This is a genomic window from Pseudomonas sp. B3G-3, assembly GCF_028640915.1.
Classification (GTDB): domain Bacteria; phylum Pseudomonadota; class Gammaproteobacteria; order Pseudomonadales; family Pseudomonadaceae; genus Aquipseudomonas; species Aquipseudomonas chlororaphis_I.
In genome coordinates, this window is the sequence record NZ_JAQZAB010000102.1 from 1 (window position 1) to 19,241 (window position 19,241).

16 protein-coding genes and 3 pseudogenes are annotated in these 19,241 nt (G+C 58.5%); 3 read left to right on the plus strand and 16 right to left on the minus strand.

The window, feature by feature from the left end; genetic code table 11:
* The 3 genes and pseudogenes from PVZ80_RS13400 to PVZ80_RS13405 all read left to right on the plus strand — a co-directional run.
* Nucleotides 1–444, plus strand: a pseudogene (locus PVZ80_RS13400) (IS3 family transposase); the annotation flags it as partial.
* Nucleotides 445–1,332: 888 nt separating this feature from the next.
* Nucleotides 1,333–1,608 (plus strand): annotated as a pseudogene (locus PVZ80_RS33975) (PAS domain-containing protein); the annotation flags it as partial.
* A 216-nt stretch (nt 1,609–1,824) separates the two neighbouring features.
* Nucleotides 1,825–2,898, plus strand: coding sequence for a methyl-accepting chemotaxis protein (locus PVZ80_RS13405; RefSeq protein WP_435307294.1), 1,074 nt, complete (start codon nt 1,825–1,827; stop codon nt 2,896–2,898).
* A gap of 91 nt (nt 2,899–2,989) precedes the next feature.
* On the opposite strand, the pseudogene PVZ80_RS13410 reads toward PVZ80_RS13405, so the two are convergent.
* The 16 genes and pseudogenes from PVZ80_RS13410 to PVZ80_RS13485 form a co-directional block, all read right to left on the minus strand.
* Nucleotides 2,990–3,468: pseudogene (locus PVZ80_RS13410) on the minus strand (integrase core domain-containing protein); the annotation flags it as partial.
* Between the two features lie 234 nt (nt 3,469–3,702).
* Entirely contained in the window at nt 3,703–5,004 is a 1,302-nt protein-coding gene (locus PVZ80_RS13415) for a hypothetical protein (protein ID WP_273864039.1), read from the minus strand.
* Between the two features lie 79 nt (nt 5,005–5,083).
* Nucleotides 5,084–5,854 (minus strand): SDR family NAD(P)-dependent oxidoreductase, encoded by a 771-nt coding sequence (locus tag PVZ80_RS13420; RefSeq protein WP_273864040.1) that lies wholly within the window; start codon nt 5,852–5,854, stop codon nt 5,084–5,086.
* An 11-nt stretch (nt 5,855–5,865) separates the two neighbouring features.
* A complete protein-coding gene (locus PVZ80_RS13425) occupies nt 5,866–6,873 on the minus strand; it encodes a zinc-dependent alcohol dehydrogenase (protein WP_273864041.1) in 1,008 nt (335 codons plus the stop codon).
* A gap of 62 nt (nt 6,874–6,935) precedes the next feature.
* Nucleotides 6,936–8,261, minus strand: a complete 1,326-nt coding sequence (gene hisD, locus PVZ80_RS13430) for a histidinol dehydrogenase (RefSeq protein ID WP_273864042.1) — start codon at nt 8,259–8,261, stop codon at nt 6,936–6,938.
* Between the two features lie 50 nt (nt 8,262–8,311).
* Entirely contained in the window at nt 8,312–9,076 is a 765-nt protein-coding gene (locus PVZ80_RS13435) for an ABC transporter ATP-binding protein (RefSeq protein ID WP_273864043.1), read from the minus strand.
* Nucleotides 9,073–9,930 carry an ABC transporter permease gene (locus PVZ80_RS13440; RefSeq protein WP_273864044.1) on the minus strand — a complete coding sequence of 286 codons (858 nt, stop codon included), beginning with the start codon at nt 9,928–9,930 and terminating at the stop codon, nt 9,073–9,075. Before PVZ80_RS13440 ends, PVZ80_RS13435 begins: the two co-directional genes overlap by 4 nt.
* 133 nt (nt 9,931–10,063) lie before the next feature.
* The gene (locus tag PVZ80_RS13445; RefSeq protein ID WP_273864045.1) at nt 10,064–11,137 is read right to left on the minus strand and encodes an ABC transporter substrate-binding protein; all 1,074 of its coding nucleotides are present in this window, start codon (nt 11,135–11,137) and stop codon (nt 10,064–10,066) included.
* Between the two features lie 425 nt (nt 11,138–11,562).
* Nucleotides 11,563–12,300: a histidine utilization repressor gene (hutC, locus tag PVZ80_RS13450; protein WP_257373653.1), complete on the minus strand. Its 738-nt coding sequence runs from the start codon at nt 12,298–12,300 to the stop codon at nt 11,563–11,565.
* 3 nt (nt 12,301–12,303) lie between these two features.
* Entirely contained in the window at nt 12,304–13,437 is a 1,134-nt protein-coding gene (gene hisC / locus PVZ80_RS13455; RefSeq protein ID WP_110175341.1) for a histidinol-phosphate transaminase, read from the minus strand.
* A complete protein-coding gene (locus PVZ80_RS13460) occupies nt 13,434–14,234 on the minus strand; it encodes an amino acid ABC transporter ATP-binding protein (protein WP_435307295.1) in 801 nt (266 codons plus the stop codon). Before PVZ80_RS13460 ends, hisC begins: the two co-directional genes overlap by 4 nt.
* A gap of 89 nt (nt 14,235–14,323) precedes the next feature.
* Nucleotides 14,324–14,995 carry an amino acid ABC transporter permease gene (locus tag PVZ80_RS13465; protein ID WP_081360987.1) on the minus strand — a complete coding sequence of 224 codons (672 nt, stop codon included), beginning with the start codon at nt 14,993–14,995 and terminating at the stop codon, nt 14,324–14,326.
* Nucleotides 14,992–15,651, minus strand: coding sequence for an amino acid ABC transporter permease (locus tag PVZ80_RS13470; protein WP_257373654.1), 660 nt, complete (start codon nt 15,649–15,651; stop codon nt 14,992–14,994). The genes PVZ80_RS13465 and PVZ80_RS13470 overlap by 4 nt, the downstream gene beginning before the upstream one ends.
* A gap of 73 nt (nt 15,652–15,724) precedes the next feature.
* Entirely contained in the window at nt 15,725–16,561 is an 837-nt protein-coding gene (locus PVZ80_RS13475) for a transporter substrate-binding domain-containing protein (protein ID WP_257373655.1), read from the minus strand.
* Nucleotides 16,562–16,662: 101 nt separating this feature from the next.
* A complete protein-coding gene (locus PVZ80_RS13480; RefSeq protein ID WP_273864047.1) occupies nt 16,663–18,039 on the minus strand; it encodes an FAD-binding oxidoreductase in 1,377 nt (458 codons plus the stop codon).
* Complete coding sequence (locus PVZ80_RS13485) at nt 18,039–19,241, minus strand: alpha-hydroxy acid oxidase (RefSeq protein ID WP_273864048.1); 1,203 nt, start codon at nt 19,239–19,241, stop codon at nt 18,039–18,041. Before PVZ80_RS13485 ends, PVZ80_RS13480 begins: the two co-directional genes overlap by 1 nt.

Genomic DNA, 19,241 nt, shown 5'->3' on the forward strand with positions numbered 1-19,241 from the left:
ATTTGGCTGTGGTGTTGGATCTGTTTTCTCGCCAGGTCGTTGGCTGGTCAATGAAGTCGCAGATGACCAGTGATTTGGCTATTGACGCGTTGTTGATGGCGGTTTGGAGGCGTAAACCGAAGCAAGAAGTGATGGTTCATTCCGACCAAGGCAGCCCAGTACAGCAGCTCCGATTGGCGCAGCTTTTTGAAGGCAAACAATTTGGTTGCCAGCATGAGTCGCCGAGGCAACTGTCATGACAACGCTGTGGTCGAGAGCTTTTTCCAGCTTCTGAAACGGGAACGGATCAAGCGAAAAGTCTACACCTCGCGGCAAGATGCTCGTAGTGATGTGTTCGATTACATCGAGATGTTCTACAACGCAAAACGCCGTCATGGTTTCAACAATCAGCTGTCACCGGCAGAGTTTGAAAAGCGTTACGCAATGAGCTTGCAAGGTGTCTAGAGAATCCGGGGCGATTCATCCGCCATGAATTCCCGGCCGACACTGCCGAGCGATATGGCTGGATAAACCGTGCGATTCCAGATAAGGAGCTAGATGCCTTCGTCAAACACTTCGCCCAACGCGTCGCTAGTTTTGATATTCGAACCCTGGAGTTTGCCTAGAAGACGGTGAATGCCCTCGCCGGGGGCCTTGGAGACTCAGAACGCTGGGCTTCCAACCTAGCTTTTATTGCGTCAACACAATGGGGCGGCGTATTGCACATATACCCTTACCTCTACCGAGGAAAGTGGTATGGATAAGTACCACCGCCTCAATTTCAAGCTGCACGATTACCTGGAGATCGCTTGTATTTAGCACTATCTATTGCTGGTAGAACTTGACGAGGGTTCGAGCTTTGAAGTACAGGCCCTGATTGCACGTCTAACGCACAGAAAGAAGTGTAGTAGTCAACTACAGAAGAGTCCTTCTGCCTGCTCAGCGACGATGACCCACTGGGGGTTCGCCTCGACAGGCTTGCCGCTATAACCCCGAAAAGCCATAAACCAAGTTCGGCCGCATTGAGCTCATCGGACAGTTCTGTCGCGCAACCACAACCAGTAATCGCCCGAGCAATTTACCTACATGGCGCCGTTGCCATTGGCGTTGGGATCTTGACCGGATGCTTACCCAGAACAGACATCTATGCTACTTGAAATGCAGCTTCCTTACGCTCAAAAAGTCCATTTATCCAATATATTCAATGATATAGAGAATAATAAAAAACTGGATCCAATCTGCGCCGAAAAACTTAATGCAACTCATTGTTGTTAAAGGATTTTTTAGAAAAATTTATTAACCTTTTCCTAGTGTCTGCCGATGGCTTTTTACAGGGTATAGGGAGTGTTAGGTATGAGAAATAATCAGCCAGTTACACAGCGTGAGATTTCACTCGCACCTCAGCAGAAACTCATCTCAACGACAGATGTTCGAGGCGTGATCACATACTGCAATGACGCGTTCGTGGAGATCAGTGGTTTTGATAGAGCCGACCTGATTGGCGCCCCGCAGAATATCGTCCGCCATCCTGACGTCCCCCCTGCCGTGTTTGCCCATATGTGGGGCGCTCTCAAGCAAGGCCGACCGTGGATGGGGGTTGTCAAAAACCGTTCCAAAAATGGTGATCACTACTGGGTCAACGCTTACGTCACACCGATATTTGAAGGCAGTCAAGTTGTGGGCTTTGAATCGGTCAGAGTTAAACCGACGGCAGATCAGATCCGTCGTGCTGAATCCCTCTATAAGCGCATCAGCCAGGGAAAACCGGCCATCCCTCGCTATGATAGCTGGCAGCCCGCGCTGCTGAATTGCCTGCCGTATCTGGCCATGGGGCTGGTGGGTACCATGAGTGGCTTGTTCTTCAGCGCGCCTGTGGCGATTTCCGTGGTCGTAGGTATAGCCGTGCCGATAGGTTTGCTCTCTTCGCGCTGGCAGGCGCGAGGAACTCTGCGCCTGTTGCAGATGGCTGAGCCCTCTACCTCCGACTCATTGATCGCCCAGATGTACAGCGATGCGCGTGGATCACAAGCCCGCCTGGAAACCGCCTTCGTCAGCCAGACTTCACGCCTGAAGACTTGTTTGACACGCCTGCAAGACACCGCGGAGCAACTCAGTGAGCTGGCGGGACAATCCGATGTGCTTGCAACTGACAGCTCAAAAGGCCTTGATCGCCAGCGTGTAGAAACCGAACAGGTGTCAGCCGCGGTCAACCAGATGGCCGCGACCACTCAGGAAGTTGCCAGCCACGTCCAGCGTACGGCGGATGCTACTCAACAGGCTAACCTGCTGACCAGTCACGGCCGAGATGTGGCTCGAGACACCCGCGAGGCTATCGAGCGCCTCTCCGCCGTTGTCGGAGAGACAAGTCTGACGGTTGCTCAGTTAGCCAGGGACAGCAACGAGATAGGGACGGTCGTTGACGTGATCAAAGGTATCGCCGATCAGACCAACTTGTTGGCACTGAATGCTGCCATCGAAGCAGCGCGCGCCGGCGACATGGGCCGGGGCTTCGCGGTCGTGGCCGACGAGGTTCGTCAGTTGGCCCAACGCACCTCGCAATCCACTACTCAGATCCATGACTTGATCACCAAGCTCCAGGCTTCTTCCAGCAATGCCGTGCAGACCATGGAGAGCGGTCATCGTCAGGCCCAAGAAGGCGTGACCTGGGTACTTGAGGCAGACAAGGCCTTGATGGGCATCAGCGAAGCGGTCTCCCACATCACCGACATGACCACCCAGATTGCTGCCGCCACTGAAGAACAAAGTGCCGTCGCCGAGGAGATCAGTTGTAACATCACCACGATCGCCCACCTGGCCGATCAAACCTCGGAGCAGGCTCATCAATCGGCCGAGTTGAACAAGGAGCTAACCAAAACTGCGTCCACGCAGTACTCATTGGTTGAGCGCTTTAACCGATAACCGAACAATCCTTTTGGAGAGGTCCGTCTTGCGCAGGCTTTTGTACCTGCTGCGCGGCCCCAGCGCTATAAGTGGGGAGGGGGGGTAGGAGTCAACTAATCCCGGACACGACGTTAGGTTTTTTCTCGGCCTGAGCTGGCGCGAGCCCAGCGTTGAATTGATGAGGCCGAATCCAGTTGTACCGATGCATCAAAAATGACTGATGTCGTGCTGGGCCTCTTGGGCCGGTAGCCAGTGGTTGGTATCCATTCGGTTTTCAGACTCTGGAACACACGCTCCATAGACGCATTGTCCCAGCAATTTCCTTAGCGACTCATGCTCTGGCGCATACGATAACGCCAGAGCTGCTTGCGGAATAAACAACTCGCATACAGAGCCTGGTTATTTGCTCACAAGCTCAAGTTCGTGCATTAAGCTACGTACCTTGAACCAGCCCAGTTGCTCGCCGTCTTCACGCATCATCTACAAGATGCTCCGGCTGTCCGCAGCACTGCGACTTTGCGTGAATAGTTCATTGGCGCGACTGCGCAGCCGAAGTTGCTCAACATCAGGAGTCTTGCGTCTGAGACGCTAGGCGGCGGGTGACTTCAACCACCTTGCACAGCTAACCAGCTCATGAACGCTCAACTGGCCAATCAGCGCGAACGCTCATTATCTTCCGACATCAAGAGTGAAGTAGCCTTTTAATGTTGCTGCCCGAGGTGTTCATGGGCAAGACGGCAGAAGAAAGGTTAGCACTACTGTTTGGAGGCCAGGCGCAGTGCCAGGTAGTACTGAGGTGTTCTGCCTGGCCTGCGGGCCGTCTCAGTGCGGCTGCAATCCGCTGAAGAAACGGCTGAAGATATCTTCGCCTTCAACCGGCTCACTGCCTGCGATCATCGCCAGTGCCAAACCCAGCGCCGAACTGTGCGCCGTATGGCCGCTGCCCCCGTCGGCTCGCAGGTCGAGCACCAGGGTCGGGCAACAGAACAGCGCCAGACGCATGACCCGCTCCCAATCCGTCGGTAGCCAATGCCTGTCACGTAGCGCGGCCAACAGCGGTTGCCAGTAATGACGGCTTTTGCTCTCCAGGAACGCGCTGCGCAATGGCGTCAGCTGCCAGTTGTGCTCGACGATCAGTTGTTCGCCCTTGATGCTGGCCGTTACGTGAAACTGACTGGCGACCCGCGTTGGCTCGTAGAGCCACACCGGATGAGCAAAGATGTTGTGGAACGTCGCCTTGATTTCTGCCAGCAGCGCCGGGATCTGGCGACCGGCGAAGGCAGGGTCGAAACTCACCAGACGCGGCGCCTGGCCGCTGACTTTTTCGTACCAGACATTGGCGTTATGCGCATCGCCGTGGGCAGTGACCACACCATGATCGGCCAGCCGCTGCGGGGCTAAACGCTGGCCGCTCTCGGCAAACAACTCGCCGAGCGAAGATGCATAAGTTACGCCATTGATCGTCCAGCGCAGATCCTTGAGTTGATCCCACTCGACCACAGTGCCTGGGAAAACAAAGGTTTTACCGACGTAGGCGCGCTCGACACGACCGCCAAAACCGGGAACGTTATTGGCCGATACCAGGCGGTGATGAAACAGCTGATGTATCGGTTCCCGGCAGACCGCGTCCGCCTCTCCTGGCCCCAGAGTGCGCAGTACGCCGGCCAGTCCATCGTGATCGTATTGGCGCTGGGCCTCGACGACCTGAGACATTTCATTCCAAGCCTGGCGCTCCTCGATGTCACGACAGACGTCGGCTAGACGCAGGTTGTCGCGCAAGGTGTAGAACAGAATCTGCCGGCCCGGTTCGCCGCATGCAAACAGGGGCACATCAACCCGATAACCCGTATCGCGTAGCAGTTCGGCGTTGTAGTACTCCTCAATGGTTTTATCCTCGCCTTCTTCATTGTGGTACTTGAAGAACAGCTGACGCGCATCGCTTAGGGTAACGCGCCCGTTGAGAGAGTTGAGGCTGTACTGATCTCGATTGATGATCAGATCTGTCGCAGTGACTCCGATCACCTCATCGACCAGTTGCATGAGCTTGGCGCGCGCTCCAGCCCAATCGCCCTGACGGGCGAGTGTCCGGGCCTGTGCGGCGAGTGGTTCGGGAGTCGGGGGCATGAAGGTGTTCCTCGTTGAAAAGTGGGGTCAATGATGAGAGGGGGTCAAGGACACGTGCAGCTGTTGACTGTCTCTGAGTTCAGATACTCGCCAGGTAGCCACCGTCGACATACAACACTTGCCCGGTGATGTAGCTGGCCGCGGACGAACAGAGGAACACTGCGGCGCCGGCCAGGTCGCGCAGTTCACCGAAGCGTCCGAGCGGGATCTTTGCCTGCATCTGCTCGCGCCAGCCGGTGTCCTGATAGAACTCATCGGTTAGATCGGTATGGAAATAGCCAGGGCCGATGGCGTTGACACGAATACCGGACGCAGCCCATTCGGCAGACAGGGCCCGGGTCATGCCAAGTAGCCCGGATTTGGAAGCACCATAGGCGGTGGCACCCGGCACGCCGACTTCGCTGGTCAGCGAGCACAGGTTGAGGATGCAACCGCCACGCACCATCATCGCTTTCGCTGCATTTTGCGCACAGAAAAAGCTCCCCTTGAGGTTGGTGTCGACGATCCGGTCCCAGGTCACCTCGTCCAACTCCAGGGCTGGTTTGATCTGCTCGACTCCGGCATTGTTGAGCAGAATGTCGAGTCGGCCTTCGCGCTGCAGTAATTGCTCGAATGCGGCAGTGCGAGACTGTGCATCGGTGACATCCAGGTACAGCGTCGAACACGTTCCGCCAGCGGCTTCAATGGTCGCAGCCACCTCAAGCATGGCTGCCTGGTCGCGAGCGGCCAGCACCACCCTGGCTCCAGCGTCGGCCAATGCGATGGCGAGCGTCCGCCCTATGCCTCGCGACGCGCCTGTGACCAACGCCACTTGCCCATTCAGGGAAAAACCTCGCATCAGGTTGCTCATGAGCCCAATCCTCAGGGTTTGATAATGGTTTTCAAGGCTCCAGCGTTACCGCATGGAAGGTCGCGGTAGGCGCCAAGCCCCTGTTCCAGTGAGATCGGTTCGCTGATCAAGGCCTGTAACTTCGCAGACAGGCGTGGCAGCAGTTCGAGGGCCTGGCGTTGTTCGTCGCGAAAGACGTTGCAGCCCAGCAGATCGATTTCGCGTTCGACCAATTGATTGATATTCAGGTTCGCGGCTCCATGAAACAGTCCGACCAGCGCGATACGCCCGCCAGATGCCACATTGGTGATCAACTGCTCAAGGACCACTGGCGAGCCGGTTGCTTCGATGCACCAGTGCGGTTCGCGACCGTCACAGGCCTTGCGGACTTGCTCAGCATTAAAGGCCACCGGTTGCACCCCCACCACTTCGCGCAACAGGTCTGCTCGAGCCTCATTGCGCTCGACCAGCAGCACCGGATGCTCGCCTAGTTCGCGCAACAATAATGCTGCTAGCCCGCCGATGGTTCCGCCTCCGGCGATTAGCACCGGTTCGCCGGGGGCGGCCGCCAACCGGTTGACCACTCGCAGGGCTACCCCCAGCGGCTCGGCCAGAGCGGCAATTTCGTCGGATACACCGGTCGGCACCTTCAGTAGGCGATGAGCTGGCTGGACACTTTGTTCGGCAAAACCGCCATCGCAGACCTCGCCGACGAAACCCAATTGCCGGCACAGGTTGCCTGCGCCATCCAGGCAGTGATCGCACTCGCCGCAGATGGCCCGAGAATCCACTACCACCCGTTCGCCGAGGGCAAAACCCTCTACGTCCTGACCCAGAGCAATAATCTCGGCGCAGAACTCATGGCCCGGGGTGACTGGCAGTTGCGAAATCCACTGACCGGTCTGGTAGTTGTGAAGATCGGAGCCGCAGATCCCCGCTGCACGCACAGCCAAACGCACAAAGCCCGCCGGAGGGGGCGCCGGCTCGGCGACCTCCTCGAAACGCAAGTCGCCCTTGCCGTAAAACCTTATCGCTCGCATATATGCTCCTTGAAAGTCTCAGGTGTAGAAGGGCGTGCTTTCAGTCACTGAGCGCCCGCAACTCAGGCGCGAGCCTTGAGGATTTCCAGGCGCAACGGCGACACCGCCAACGCATGTGCACTGAAGCCTTCGTAGAGGGCAAAGCCATGAGCCTTGTCGGCGAGCGGCTGGTAGCCGGCGTGAGTCACATAGCCAACTGAGATACGTTTCATGTAGTCGAACACTGAGAGCGGCCCGGCGGTTTTCGCTGCACCGTTGGTTGGCAATACCGCGTTCGGGCCAAGGATGAAGTTGCCTAGGGTCACGGGTGTGTAGTTACCCAACAGAATCTCCCCGGCGTTGCGAATCCTACCCAGTACTGCCATGGGCTCTTCGGCAAGAATCTCCAAGTGCTCGGGGGCGTATTGGTTGACGAATTCGATCGACGTGGCGAAATCTTTGGTCAGGACGATCCCGCCGTGCTCGCCACATAGAACACTTTGCGAGAACTCTGCACGTTTCGGCTCTAGCCTGGCCCAAAGCCCAGGGAGTGCAGCCATGGCCGCTTCAGCGACTGTACGGCTATGAGTGACCAGATAGGCCGATGAATCCGGGCCGTGTTCGGACTCAATGATCAAATCCAGTGCGGCCAGTTCGCCATTGGCGGTTTCATCTGCGAGGATCAGGCTTTCGCTCGGGCCGGCAGGTACGCCGGGGTCGATCAAACCGGACAGTTGCCGCTTGGCAGCCACTACCCAGGGGCTGCCGGGGCCAACAATCTTCAGGCACTTGGGCACGCTTTCGGTGCCATAGGCCACGGCTGCAACACCCTGAGCGCCACCGCATTTGTAGACTTCGCGGATACCGACCAGACGTGCCGCCACCAGGGTCGCATCGTCTACCTTGCCATCCGGACCGGGTGGGGTGATTACCACCGGCCGCGGCACACCAGCGACCACTGCGGGTATCGCCGTCATCAACAAGACGCTGGGAAACGACCCCTTGCCGCGTGGCACGTAACATGCGACCGAATCAATGGCCACGTGCCGATCGCCGGCGAATGCACCCGGCTGCATTTCCTTGAGCCACATATCTTCAGGCTTCTGCGCTTCGTGGAACGCACGGATGTTTTCGGCGGCATATTTGATTGACTCGATCACCTTTGGGTCCATGCGGGCGAAGGCCACTTCGAACTCACTCTCTTCAGCGCGGATCACCATCTGCTCAGTGCTGACTTTGTCGAACTCCTTGGCAAATCGCTGCAAGGCGGCATCGCCTTCGCGTCGCACGGCCTCGATGATCGGCTTGACCTTTTCGATGAAGAACGCAAGGTCGGCTTCGGTGCGTTGAAACAGCTCGGTGGGCAATTCACTGGACGCGCTGAGGTCATGGAAAGTTGGTTGTTTCATGGGGATTCCTCGTAGGTGCAAGGCCACGCGGAGGTGGCGGACTGAGAAGGTCATGCAGATTCAACAGTGTTTTCACGAATCGAGCGCAGCACCTGTCGTTGCAAAGCGATGAAATCGGGGCTGGTGCACATGTCTTCGTGACGCGGGCGTGGCAGCGGGACCTCGTAGGTGCTTTTGACGGTTCCGGGGCCCATCACGACGATGCGGTCGGAAAGGTAAACGGCTTCCTCTACGTCGTGGGTGACGAACATGACCGTGAGGCGATGGGTTTCCCATACCTGGGTCAGCAGCTCCTGCATTTGCCGGCGGGTCATGGCGTCCAATGCACCGAAGGGTTCGTCCATCAAGAGGATTTTCGGTCGGTAGGACAAGGCGCGGGCAATCGCCACTCGCTGCTTCATACCCCCCGAAAGCTCGTTCGGGTAAGCCTGAGCCGCATGGTTCAGATTGACCTGCGTCAGGTGCTCATCGGCAATCGCGCGGCAATCACTGGCGCTGTATCCGGCGGCCTTGAGGGCGAACTCGACGTTTTCTCGAGCGGTCAGCCAGGGCAGTAGGGTGTAGGACTGAAACACCACGCCGCGATCCATGCCGGCGCCGCTGATCGCAACGCCGTCGACGCAGACCGAACCATCATCATAGTCCTCCAGCCCGGCGGCGATGGAGAGCAGGGTGCTTTTGCCGCAGCCGGAGGTGCCGACGATGGACACGAATTCGTTGTCGGCCAGGGTCAAGTTGATTCCCTTGAGCACCAGTCTAGATTGCTTGGCACTGTAGAAACTCTTGGTCAACCCATTGATCTGCAGGGTGCTCATGGGCGCCTCCGGTTGTAGCGAAAGAGGATTTTCTCGGCGGCGCGCATGGCCTGATCGGTGACCAGCCCGAGTACCCCGAGCAGCAGGATGTAGCCGATGATCGTGTCGGTCTGGAAGAAGCGCTGTGACACGGTGATGCGATAACCTAGGCCTGAAGTGGACGCCACCAGTTCAGCCAACACTAACCAGGTCCACGCCCAACCAAGGCTGATGCGCAGGGCGTCCCAGATGCCCGGAAAGGCACTCGGCAGGACAATCTTCAAGAGAATGCGACGGTCCGCCATGCCCAGTGTTCGGCCCAGGCCGATGAAATCTGCTGGGACCCGTTTGACGGCATCCATCACCATCAACACTTGTTGGAAGAAGGTGCCCAGCCAGATGATCAGGAATTTTTGGAAGTCGCCGGTACCGCTCCAGAGAATGCTCAGCGGCACAAAGGCCACCACCGGCATGTAGCGGACGAAGTCCACCAGAGGTTCGAACGAGGCCTTCCAGAAACCGTAACAACCGGCCAGAACTCCAATCACGATCGACATCAGTGAGGAGACCAGAAAGGCGACAGCGATCCGATAGAGACTGACCTTCAAATCTGCCCATAAGGTGCCATCGGCGGCCAGCTTGCTCAGACGTAAGCCAACTGCTTCAGGGGTTGGCAGGAAGATCGGCGATACCAACCCCAGTCCACTGGCCAGCCACCAGGAGCAGGCCAGCAAAAGGAACACGCTAGCGGCGATGGCGATATAGCCGGCTCGCCCTGGCTGGCGACCAATTACGAACAGGTTCCCGCGCTTGCGGCGCGACACGATGGTCGGGGGGGTAGTCCTATCGTGTTTTGCTGTATCCACGTAACCCATTGAAACTCCGTACCGCTTTCAATTGACCAGCAGCATTCGACTGCCGCTGGTGGGTAATGCACTGGACGCCGGCGATGACGGTCAGCTGCCGATGTGCGATGACGTTCGCGTTGGGGATCACACCTTGGCGCGGTTACTTGAGGGCTTCGACGAACCGCGCATCGATTGTTTTGGTTGCATCAACCGGCTGCTGTATCAAGCCGGCAGCAGTGGCTGACTTCAAGATGTGTGCAAAGGTCTCATGACTGAAACCTTGAGTGAGTTGTGCCTGGTTATCGGCAAGGCTGTAGAAGTGCACACCGTCGAAGGCGCTGGCCAGATCTGTGGCGGTCGAGCCGACGGCTTGAGCAATCACTGCGCGCTCGGCCTGAGTATTGTTCTGGTAATGACTAAGCGCTGCGTCCCAGGCTTTGATCATCGCCAGCACTTGTCCGGGCCGCTCTTCTAGCACCGAGTCACGTACCACCAGCACATCACTGATAATGCCTGGGTCGTCTTTGCCGCTGTAGAGCATATTGACTTTGGCATTCTGCTGTTTGGCGGCACTCAGGTAAGGTTCATACGTCACCGCAACCGGTACTTTGCCGGCGATCAGCGCTGCACCAGCAGTACTTGCCGGCATAGGGACTGGCTGGATGTCGCTCCAGAGCATGCCAGCCGAAGCTAGTGCGCTATGCAGCAGAATGTCGCTGGTAGTGCCTTCCTCGAACGCAACCTGCTTGCCCTTGAGCTCTTTGAGCGATTTGATCTCTGGCGCGGCAATGATCGCGTCGGCGGTCATGCTCTGATCGAGCATCAGTACGATTTTCACTGGAAGACCGGCCGCAACCATGCCCATGGCGGTATGGGTAGCGATGGTGGCCGCATCGATCTGCCCGCTGGCAAGGGCAGCGTTGATGTCTTTGTCCTCACTGAAGTTCACGATGCTGACGGTTTCCAGACCCTGTTTGCGGTACAGGTCGTGGGCTGCGGCGACATGCAATTGGCCATACCCGAGCCAAGGTTCTACTCCGATTTTGAACGTGCCGGGTTCGGCTTTCATACCGGCGCTTGGTTGAGCAGCCACTGCTACACCGGCCGCCATCAAAGCGCAGGCTCCCAGAAGATTTCGCATGCCGCTCTTGAGTCGCTCACTCATGACGTTTCTCGCTTGTTTGAGAGAATAGGTTCTGCTCGATTGACCGTGCAGCAGGTCAATCTCGTCCATTCATTACCGATCGGACGGGGCATAGAAACGCACTCGGTCGAGCCGTACTGACTGGTATATACAGGTATGCAGGTAGCGTGCCTATTTTTGCTTTCTCATCGCTCGATTGCTCAAGACTCTCTCTGCTGCAAGGAACTTGAGACGTCGCCGGAGCAGGGATTACATCGTTGGTTATCCCTAGGCGCCTCTAAAATGTGCATGGAGTGCACCCGAAGATCCGTAGGAGGGCATGAGTTGGACAGGGTGTCCGAGGAAAGGAACTGCGAAAGAGGGAGCGCCTGCGCATCAGAATGCGATTTGCTTTGCTGTATAGACAGGTTTCGGAGTGCTGCCCCCCCCAAAAAAAAGAACCAACGCAGACGAACCTAGCGTCGGTCGAAAGCGATCCCTTTACCGATCACGTTATCAGTAATCGTGGCTGAGACTCAGCTGTCGCGGTGAGCGCCATTCATCGGCAGACGACTGCCGAGGCGATAGCGCGACGAGGGGTGAGTTAGCCGAACGTAGGTGACGATTTTGTTCTGGCTCCAAGTGCGACGTACTAGGATCAGGCAGGGTTCATTGGCGTCGATCTGCATATGTTTGCTTTCATCGCTGCTGGGGTGACCGGCTTCGACAATGTGCTCCATCTCGTCGGGCCTAATGACTTGCAGCAGGTAGCGCGCCGGTTGCAAGTGTTCGCCAAAGTCCTGTTGCAGGAAGTCCGGCACCAGCTCGGGGTTGACGTAGCGATCCTCGAACTGTACTGGCACGCCTTCTTCACTGTGCACGCAAATCAGATGAAATACCGACGAGCCAGTGGGCAGCGCCAGGGCGGCAGCTACCGGCATTGAGGCGGCTTCGCGGCCAAGGTGCAGCACACGGCAGCTATAACTGTGCCCCCGTGCGAGGATTTCGTCGGCGATATTGGTGATGCGCAGCAGGTTCGATTGCGGCTTGCTTTCAGCGACGAAGGTCCCGACGCCGGAGATCCGCACCAAATGGCCTTCTTCGGTCAGCTCGCGCAAGGCCCGATTGACGGTCATGCGCGAAATGCCCAGCTCTTGCACCAGGCGATTTTCCGACGGAATCAGGTCTCCGGGTTTCCATTCACCACTGCGCAGCTTGTCTTGCACAAAGTCCTTCGCACGCTGATAGAGGGCTTGCGGTGCATTTTTGATCATGGGTCAGTCCACGCCTTTTTGAGCGGCAAGAACACTTGCCAGGGCTTTGAGAAAAAGGTCGTTATCCTCACAGCTACCGATGGACACACGCAAGTACTGTGTATACCCGTCTTCACGCCAGGGTTTGAGGATGACGCCCTTGCGCAGCAAGGCCTGATTGATGGTTTCGGCCGGATAGGGCGTGCTGAAGTACAGGAAGTTGGCCATCGATGGCGCCGGGCTCAATCCCATGTTTTGCAGGGCAATCACCATGTGCTGCCGCTCGTGGGCGACATGGGCGAGGGTGACCTGCAAATGCTCTTCGTCCGCCAGTGCTGCAATGGCCGCGGCCTGGGCCACGCGATTGATGTTGAACGGGGTGCGTAGACGGTCGATCAGGTCGGCCAGCAAAGGATCGCTGACGATGCCATAGCCGATGCGCAACCCGGCCAGGGAATACGCCTTGGAGAAAGTCCGCAGCAGGATGAACGGCTTGCCACTGGCCTGAATCAATCCGAGGCAATCGGGGTAATCCGCCTCGAAATCGGCGTATTCGTAATAGGCCTCGTCGAATACCAGCAAACATTGCGCCGGCAGCGCTGCCAATAACTGTTGCAACTCGTCGGCGTCGAGGGTGCAGCCAACCGGGTTTGAGGGGCAGGAGAACATCAACAGCCGGGTCTTCGGCGTCAGCGCCGCAATCATCGCTGGCACGTCGAAGCGACCCTCATCCGTCATCGGCACCCCTGACACCAGGGCTCCGGCGGCGAGGGGGTAAATGAAGTGCAGACCGAACGACGGCACTACCGTGACCACTTCATCGCCGTGGTCCAGAAACACGCGGCTGATAATACTTAGCAAATCTTCCGAACCATTGCCGAACACCAGGTGATTGCCCGGTACGCCGAGCTTTGCCGACAGCGCCGCGCGTAATTCCAGGCAACTGGCATCCGGGTAGAGGGCGATGCTGGAACAGGCTTTGACCATGGCGGCTGCCACCGCAGGCGCCGGACCCAAGGGGTTTTCGTTGCTGCCCAGCTTGGCCACGCGGGTCAGGCCGAAACACTGGCGTACGGCTTCGGAGCTGAGGCCGGCGTTGTAGCTGGCGAGATCGCGCACTTGGGGGCGTGCAAGGAGTTGCAGTTCAGCAGCGTTCATACCAGAGAAACCTCTTTGTTGTCCTGCCAGAAGGCATTGCGATCCAGATAGTTCTGCAGAAATTGCTGCAGGCGCTGGTGTTCGGAGTTGTGGAATATCTGCTGCGGCGTACCCTGGGTGACCACTTGGCCCTGGTCGAGGAACACAACCGAATCAGCGACCTGCGCGGCGAAGCCCATCTCATGAGTGACCACCACCATGGTCATGCCTTCTTTGGCCAAGGTCTTCATGACCTGCAAGACTTCGCCCACCAGTTCCGGGTCGAGCGCCGAGGTCGGCTCATCGAACAACATGATGTGCGGCTCCATCGCCAATGCCCGAGCGATGGCCACGCGCTGTTGCTGACCACCGGAGAGCTGGATCGGATAGACATCGGCCTTGTGCGCCAGACCGACTTTGTCGAGCATCGCCATGGCCCGCTGACGGGCTTCGGCCGTCGATAACTTGCGCACCCGCAGCAGGGCTTCGCTGACATTGCCCAGCGCCGTCATGTGCGGCCACAGGTTGAATTGCTGGAAAACCATGCCGACATTACGCCGAACCTGATTGATCTGCGCTTGCGGCGCGCGTTTGCGACCCTTGCCGTTATCCGGCACAAAGCCGAGCAACTGGCCTTCGACATAGATTTCCCCTTCGTCATACTCTTCGAGGAACGCCATGCTGCGCAGCAGGGTGCTTTTGCCCGAACCGGAAGGCCCGATCAGGCATACCACTTCGGAGTGTCGGACCTGTAGATCGATGCCTTTGAGTACACGCAGGGTGCCGAAGCTCTTGCCGACATTGTGCAGGCGCAGCATAGGTTGCTGGTCGCCGGGGAGTTGCTCGGGAGTCTTCATGGGGTCACCTTGTTTCGGGGCAATGGGTTTCAAGTGGTGTTGTAGGTCATTCATTGCGGTTGTCTGCTCATAAAGCCCCCGACCTTTGTTTCCAGGTACATGCCCAGGCGCGAACAGAGTTCGACCAGTAGCAAGTAGCCGATACACAGCACCAGCAGGGTTTCGACGAAAGCGAAGGTTTGCGAGCCGATACCGGTCATGACCATCGTCAGTTCCGGGATGGTGATGATCGACAGGACCGCAGTTTCCTTGCACAAAATCGTCACTAGATTGACCAGCGCCGGCAGGATGATCACCAGCATCTGCGGCAACTGAATGCGCAGGATGCATTGCCAGCGTGTAATCCCCAGACAGTCGGCGGCTTCCAGTTGACCGCGGGCCACCGACTCGAAGCCGGTGCGGAAGATCTCCGCAAAGTAGACGCTGCCATAAATACCCAACCCCAGAACCCCGGCCGGAATCGGCTCCAGGCTGAGGCCGAAGGACGGCCCGCCGTAGTACACCAGGAACAGCTGGACCAGAAACGGCGTGCTGCGGATCACTTCGATGAACACCCGCAGCGGCGCCCGGATCAGGTTGTTGCCAAACAGCTGAGCCACGGCAATCAGCAAGCCGAGGAACAAACCGAGCACGACGCCGGCGGACCAGGTGCCGAGGGTGACCGCAAAGCCTTGGGCGATGTCATCGAGGTGTTCGGTGATGATCCGGTGATCGAAGATCATGAGCGTTGCTCCTTCATGCGTCGCTCCAGCAGACCGCCGCAGAACGCCAGGGGAATGTTGATCAGGCAATAGAAGCCGGCGAGCATCAGGTAGTTCTGAACAAACAGGTAATCGCTGGCCGCCAGGTTCTGCGCGGTGCGGGTCAGGTCAGCGAGGCCGACCACCGACACCAGCGAAGACGCCTTGATCAGCAAGATCATTTCGTTGACCAGCGCTGGCAACGTCAGGCGCACGGCTTGCGGCACGCGAATACGGATCAGCATTTGCCCGGTGCTCATGCCAAGCAGCCCGGCGGCCTCCAACTGACCACCGGGTATGGCGAGGAAGCCACCGCGCAGGATCTCGGCGATGTAGGCCCCGGCGCACAATGACAGGCTGATGATCGCGGCCGTCAGCGGCGAAACATTGGGCAAGCCGACCCGTGGCAGGAAGTAATAAACGAAGAGCAACTGCACCAGCAGCGGAATGCCCCGGAACACAAAAATGTAGCCGCCCCCCAAACGTTGGAACAATGGCACCGGTGACAGTCGCAGGCTGGCGACCAGAGTGCCGATGAAAAAGCCGATCACCAGGGCGGCGCCGGAGACTTCAAGGGTCACCAACAGGCTGGTCAGTAGCAACGGCAGGTTCTGCAAAAACAAAGGCCAATCGAACATCGCGGCGACTCCAACTCAGTTGATCGCCGGCCAGGGCTGGCCGACGATCAGGAGCTCCAATGAACAGACGGGTTTACCAGGTTGGGGTGAAGTCGGCTTTCGGCACATCCATCTCGGTACCCAGCCATTTTTTCTGCAACGCAGCGAGGCGACCGTCGTCGTGCATTTTCAGCAGCGCGCTATCAAGGGCCGCGATCAGGCCTTTGGCGTCGTCATCCTTGCGGCCAAGGTAGGCGAAGTAGGATTTCTTGCCGAACGGCGGCAGGATCACCTTGAAGGCTTTGCTGCGCTCGGCGGCGACGTAGGAGATGTTCGGCAGCGAGTTGGCAACGGCAACGATGCGCTTGGCCGCGAGGTCGGCGTAGGCCTGGTTGTTGTCGACGTATTCGCGGATCGTGACTTTCTCCGGAAGGGTGGCGGCGAAGGTCTTGAGTTCTTCGAGTTGCGCTGAGCCTTTGCCCGCACCTACGGCCTTGCCGGCAATGTCTTGCGGTTTGGTGATGGTCGTGTCGCTGGCGCCGACCATCAAGGCTACGGTGGCTTCGGCGATCGGCAGCATGAAGTGATAACGCTCTTTACGGGCCTGGGTCACGATGATAGGACCGGCAACCATGTCGAATTTCTTCGCTTCAAGCCCTGGCAATACGCTTGGCCATGGCAGGTCGATGAACTTCACCTTGACCCCTAACTCCTTGCCCAACTGATCGAACAACTCGGCGTTCAGGCCTTTCTGTTTACCGTTATCGGTGAAATCGAAAGGCGCAAATTGCAGCTCGGTACCCACCACCAGTTCACCGGTTTTTTTTACCTCCGCCAGTTGATCGGCGTGTGCAGCCAGGGACGCAACAGTCAGGGTCATAGCGAGGCACAGGCCGTTGAATCGTTTACTGAAAAGAGAATCGAGTTGCATGGTGTCACTCCTTCAGGGGATACAGCGAGGTTGGGTGTGAGTCCTGCGGTGATTCAGGAGGGCAATAGCAGTTAACGTGCCACTCCGGTATATACAGGCCCTCAGCCGAGGATTTTTCCCGGATTGAGAATGCCGTTGGGGTCGAAGCAATCCTTGAGTTGGCGCATCACGGCGAGGGCTTCGGGGCCGACCGAGTGATGAAGAAACTCGCACTTGAGCAGGCCGATGCCATGCTCGGCAGAGACCGAGCCGCCCAATTCACCGACGGCGCTGTAAACCAGATCTTCGATGTCGAGAATCGGCGCCGGCTGCGGCAACGACACACAGTCAACGGTCAGGTGCAGATTGCTGTCACCGATGTGTCCGAAATACACGCTGTGATTGCCCGGCCAGCGCTTGTCCAGGCTTGCGCGACAGCGTTCGACGAAGTCGCCGATCAGGCCGATTGGCAGGCTGACGTCGAAATTCAATGGGGTCATGCGGGTCGGAAACTCACCGGTGGCTTCACGGATTTTCCAGAGCCCCCGGGCCTGGCTCTGGGAGCTGGCGAGCACCGCGTCGAGCACTTCACCGGCGCCGAAGGCTTCTTCCAGCGACGCTTCGAGCTGTTCCTGCGAACCGGCAGACTCAAGCAGGACATACAGTGGGTAGTCCAGCGACAGCGGCGGCGCCGCGTTTTCCAGCCAGCTCACCCCGAGTTGAAAGAAGTCCTGCCACATCAATTCATAGGCTTGCGGCGTGCCGACGCTGCGCTGAATCCGCCGCAGCAGGCTGACGGCGCTGGCGTAGTTGGGCAGGGCGCAGAGCAGGGTACTGGTCGGGCCGGGTTGCGGCGCGAGTTTCAACACCGCGCGGGTAACGATGCCTAAGGTGCCTTCACTGCCGATGAAGCACTGTTTCAGGTCATAGCCGCAGTTGTTCTTGATCATCTTGTTGCGCAGATCGAGCACCCGGCCATCGGCCAGGACCACTTCCAGCCCGAGCACCAGGTCACGGGTCATGCCATAGCGAATCACCGCGTTGCCGCCGGCATTGGTGGCGATGTTGCCGCCGATCTGGCACGAGCCGCGTGCCCCCAGATCCAGCGGGAAAACGAAACCAGCGTTGAGCGCGGCTTGCTGGATCTCTTCCAGCGTGGTGCCGGCCCACACGCTGATGGTGGCCGCCGCCGGGTCGATCTCTTCGATGCCACGCAGGCGTTCCAGGGACAGCGCGATGTCGCTGGCCCGAGGCACCGCACCACCGGCCAACCCGGTCATGCCCCCTTGGGGAACCACCGCTTGCCCGGCGACATTGCAGATGCGCAGGGCGCTGGCGACCTGGGCCGTGGTGCGCGGTAACAGCAGCGCCGCGGGGCAGGCCGGGGCGTGGCCGGTCCAGTCGCTGTAGTGAAGTTGACTGATATCGGCGCCAGTGATTACCGCGTCGTCACCGAGTGCCTGACATAATTGTTCGAGGGTGTGTTGTAGATCGTTCATCAGATCAACTCACGGTCGGGGAACGAGGAGGAGGTCGTGATTAGGGCACGACAGTCGAGTTGTTTCAGGTCAGGAGTGCCAAGTAAGGACAAGGCCAGACGCAGTTCTTGCGCCAGCAGGTCCAGGGCGTGGCCTGCGCCTGCCTGTCCGCCGATGGCGACTCCGTAAAGCGTAGATCGCCCTAGCAGCACCGCATCCGCACCGAGTGCGCAGGCTTTGAGAATGTCAGTGCCGCGACGGACACCGCTGTCGAGCAACAGAGCCAGTTTACCTTTGGTCACGGCAGCAATCGCTGGCAGGCAGTCGAGGCTGGCGGGAACTCCGTCCAGTTGCCGGCCACCATGGTTGCTCACCACCAAACCATCGAGCCCCAGGGCTACGGTTTTCTCGGCATCCGCCGGGTGCAGCACGCCCTTGAGCAGCAATCGATGGGGCCAACGTTCACGTAATCGGGCCAGGGCATCCCAGTCGAGCCCGCTGTCCATCTGGCTACCGATAAACTGCGCGGCGCCTTCGATGGTGCGTTGTTCGGTCGGCAGATAGCGTTCGATGTTGCCTAGGTTCGGCAGACCGTGTGGCCAAAGCGCCTGGGCTATCCAGCGCGGATGACGCAGCACGTCGAGCTTGTTGCGCAAGCTTAGTTGCCGGGGCCGGACAAAATTGCGTCGGTCCCATTCGCGGTTGCCCAGCAGTACCGCATCGCTGGTCAATAGAAGGGTTTTGCAACCAACCGCGTGGGCGCGTTGCAACAAGTCTTCTCGGACGGAAGGATCACGCAGGCAATACAGCTGAAACCAGAGATTGACCTCCGGCACTGCTGCCACCAATTGTTCAAGGGAACTGGTGGACACGGTACTCAAGGTGAAGGGCAGGCCACGCGCCGTTGCGGCCCGGGCCAATTGAATATCGGCGTCGCGGTACAGCATCGCGTTGTAGCCGGTGGGACCAATCGCCATCGGCAGCGGCAGGTCTCGCCCGAACAGAGAGCACTGGGTTTGCGTGGCCGAGCAGGGCACCAATGTGCGAGGCAGCAGCGCGATGTCTGCGAAGGCCTGGCGGTTGCGCTGCAACGTCCATTCTTCTTCGGCACCACCCTCCAGGTATTCCCAGGCGAAATGCGGCAAGCGCCGCCGAGCCATGACCGCCAGCTCGGCAATGCTCTGTGCCCGGTGAACATCCGGCCCTGAATAATAGCGACGCAT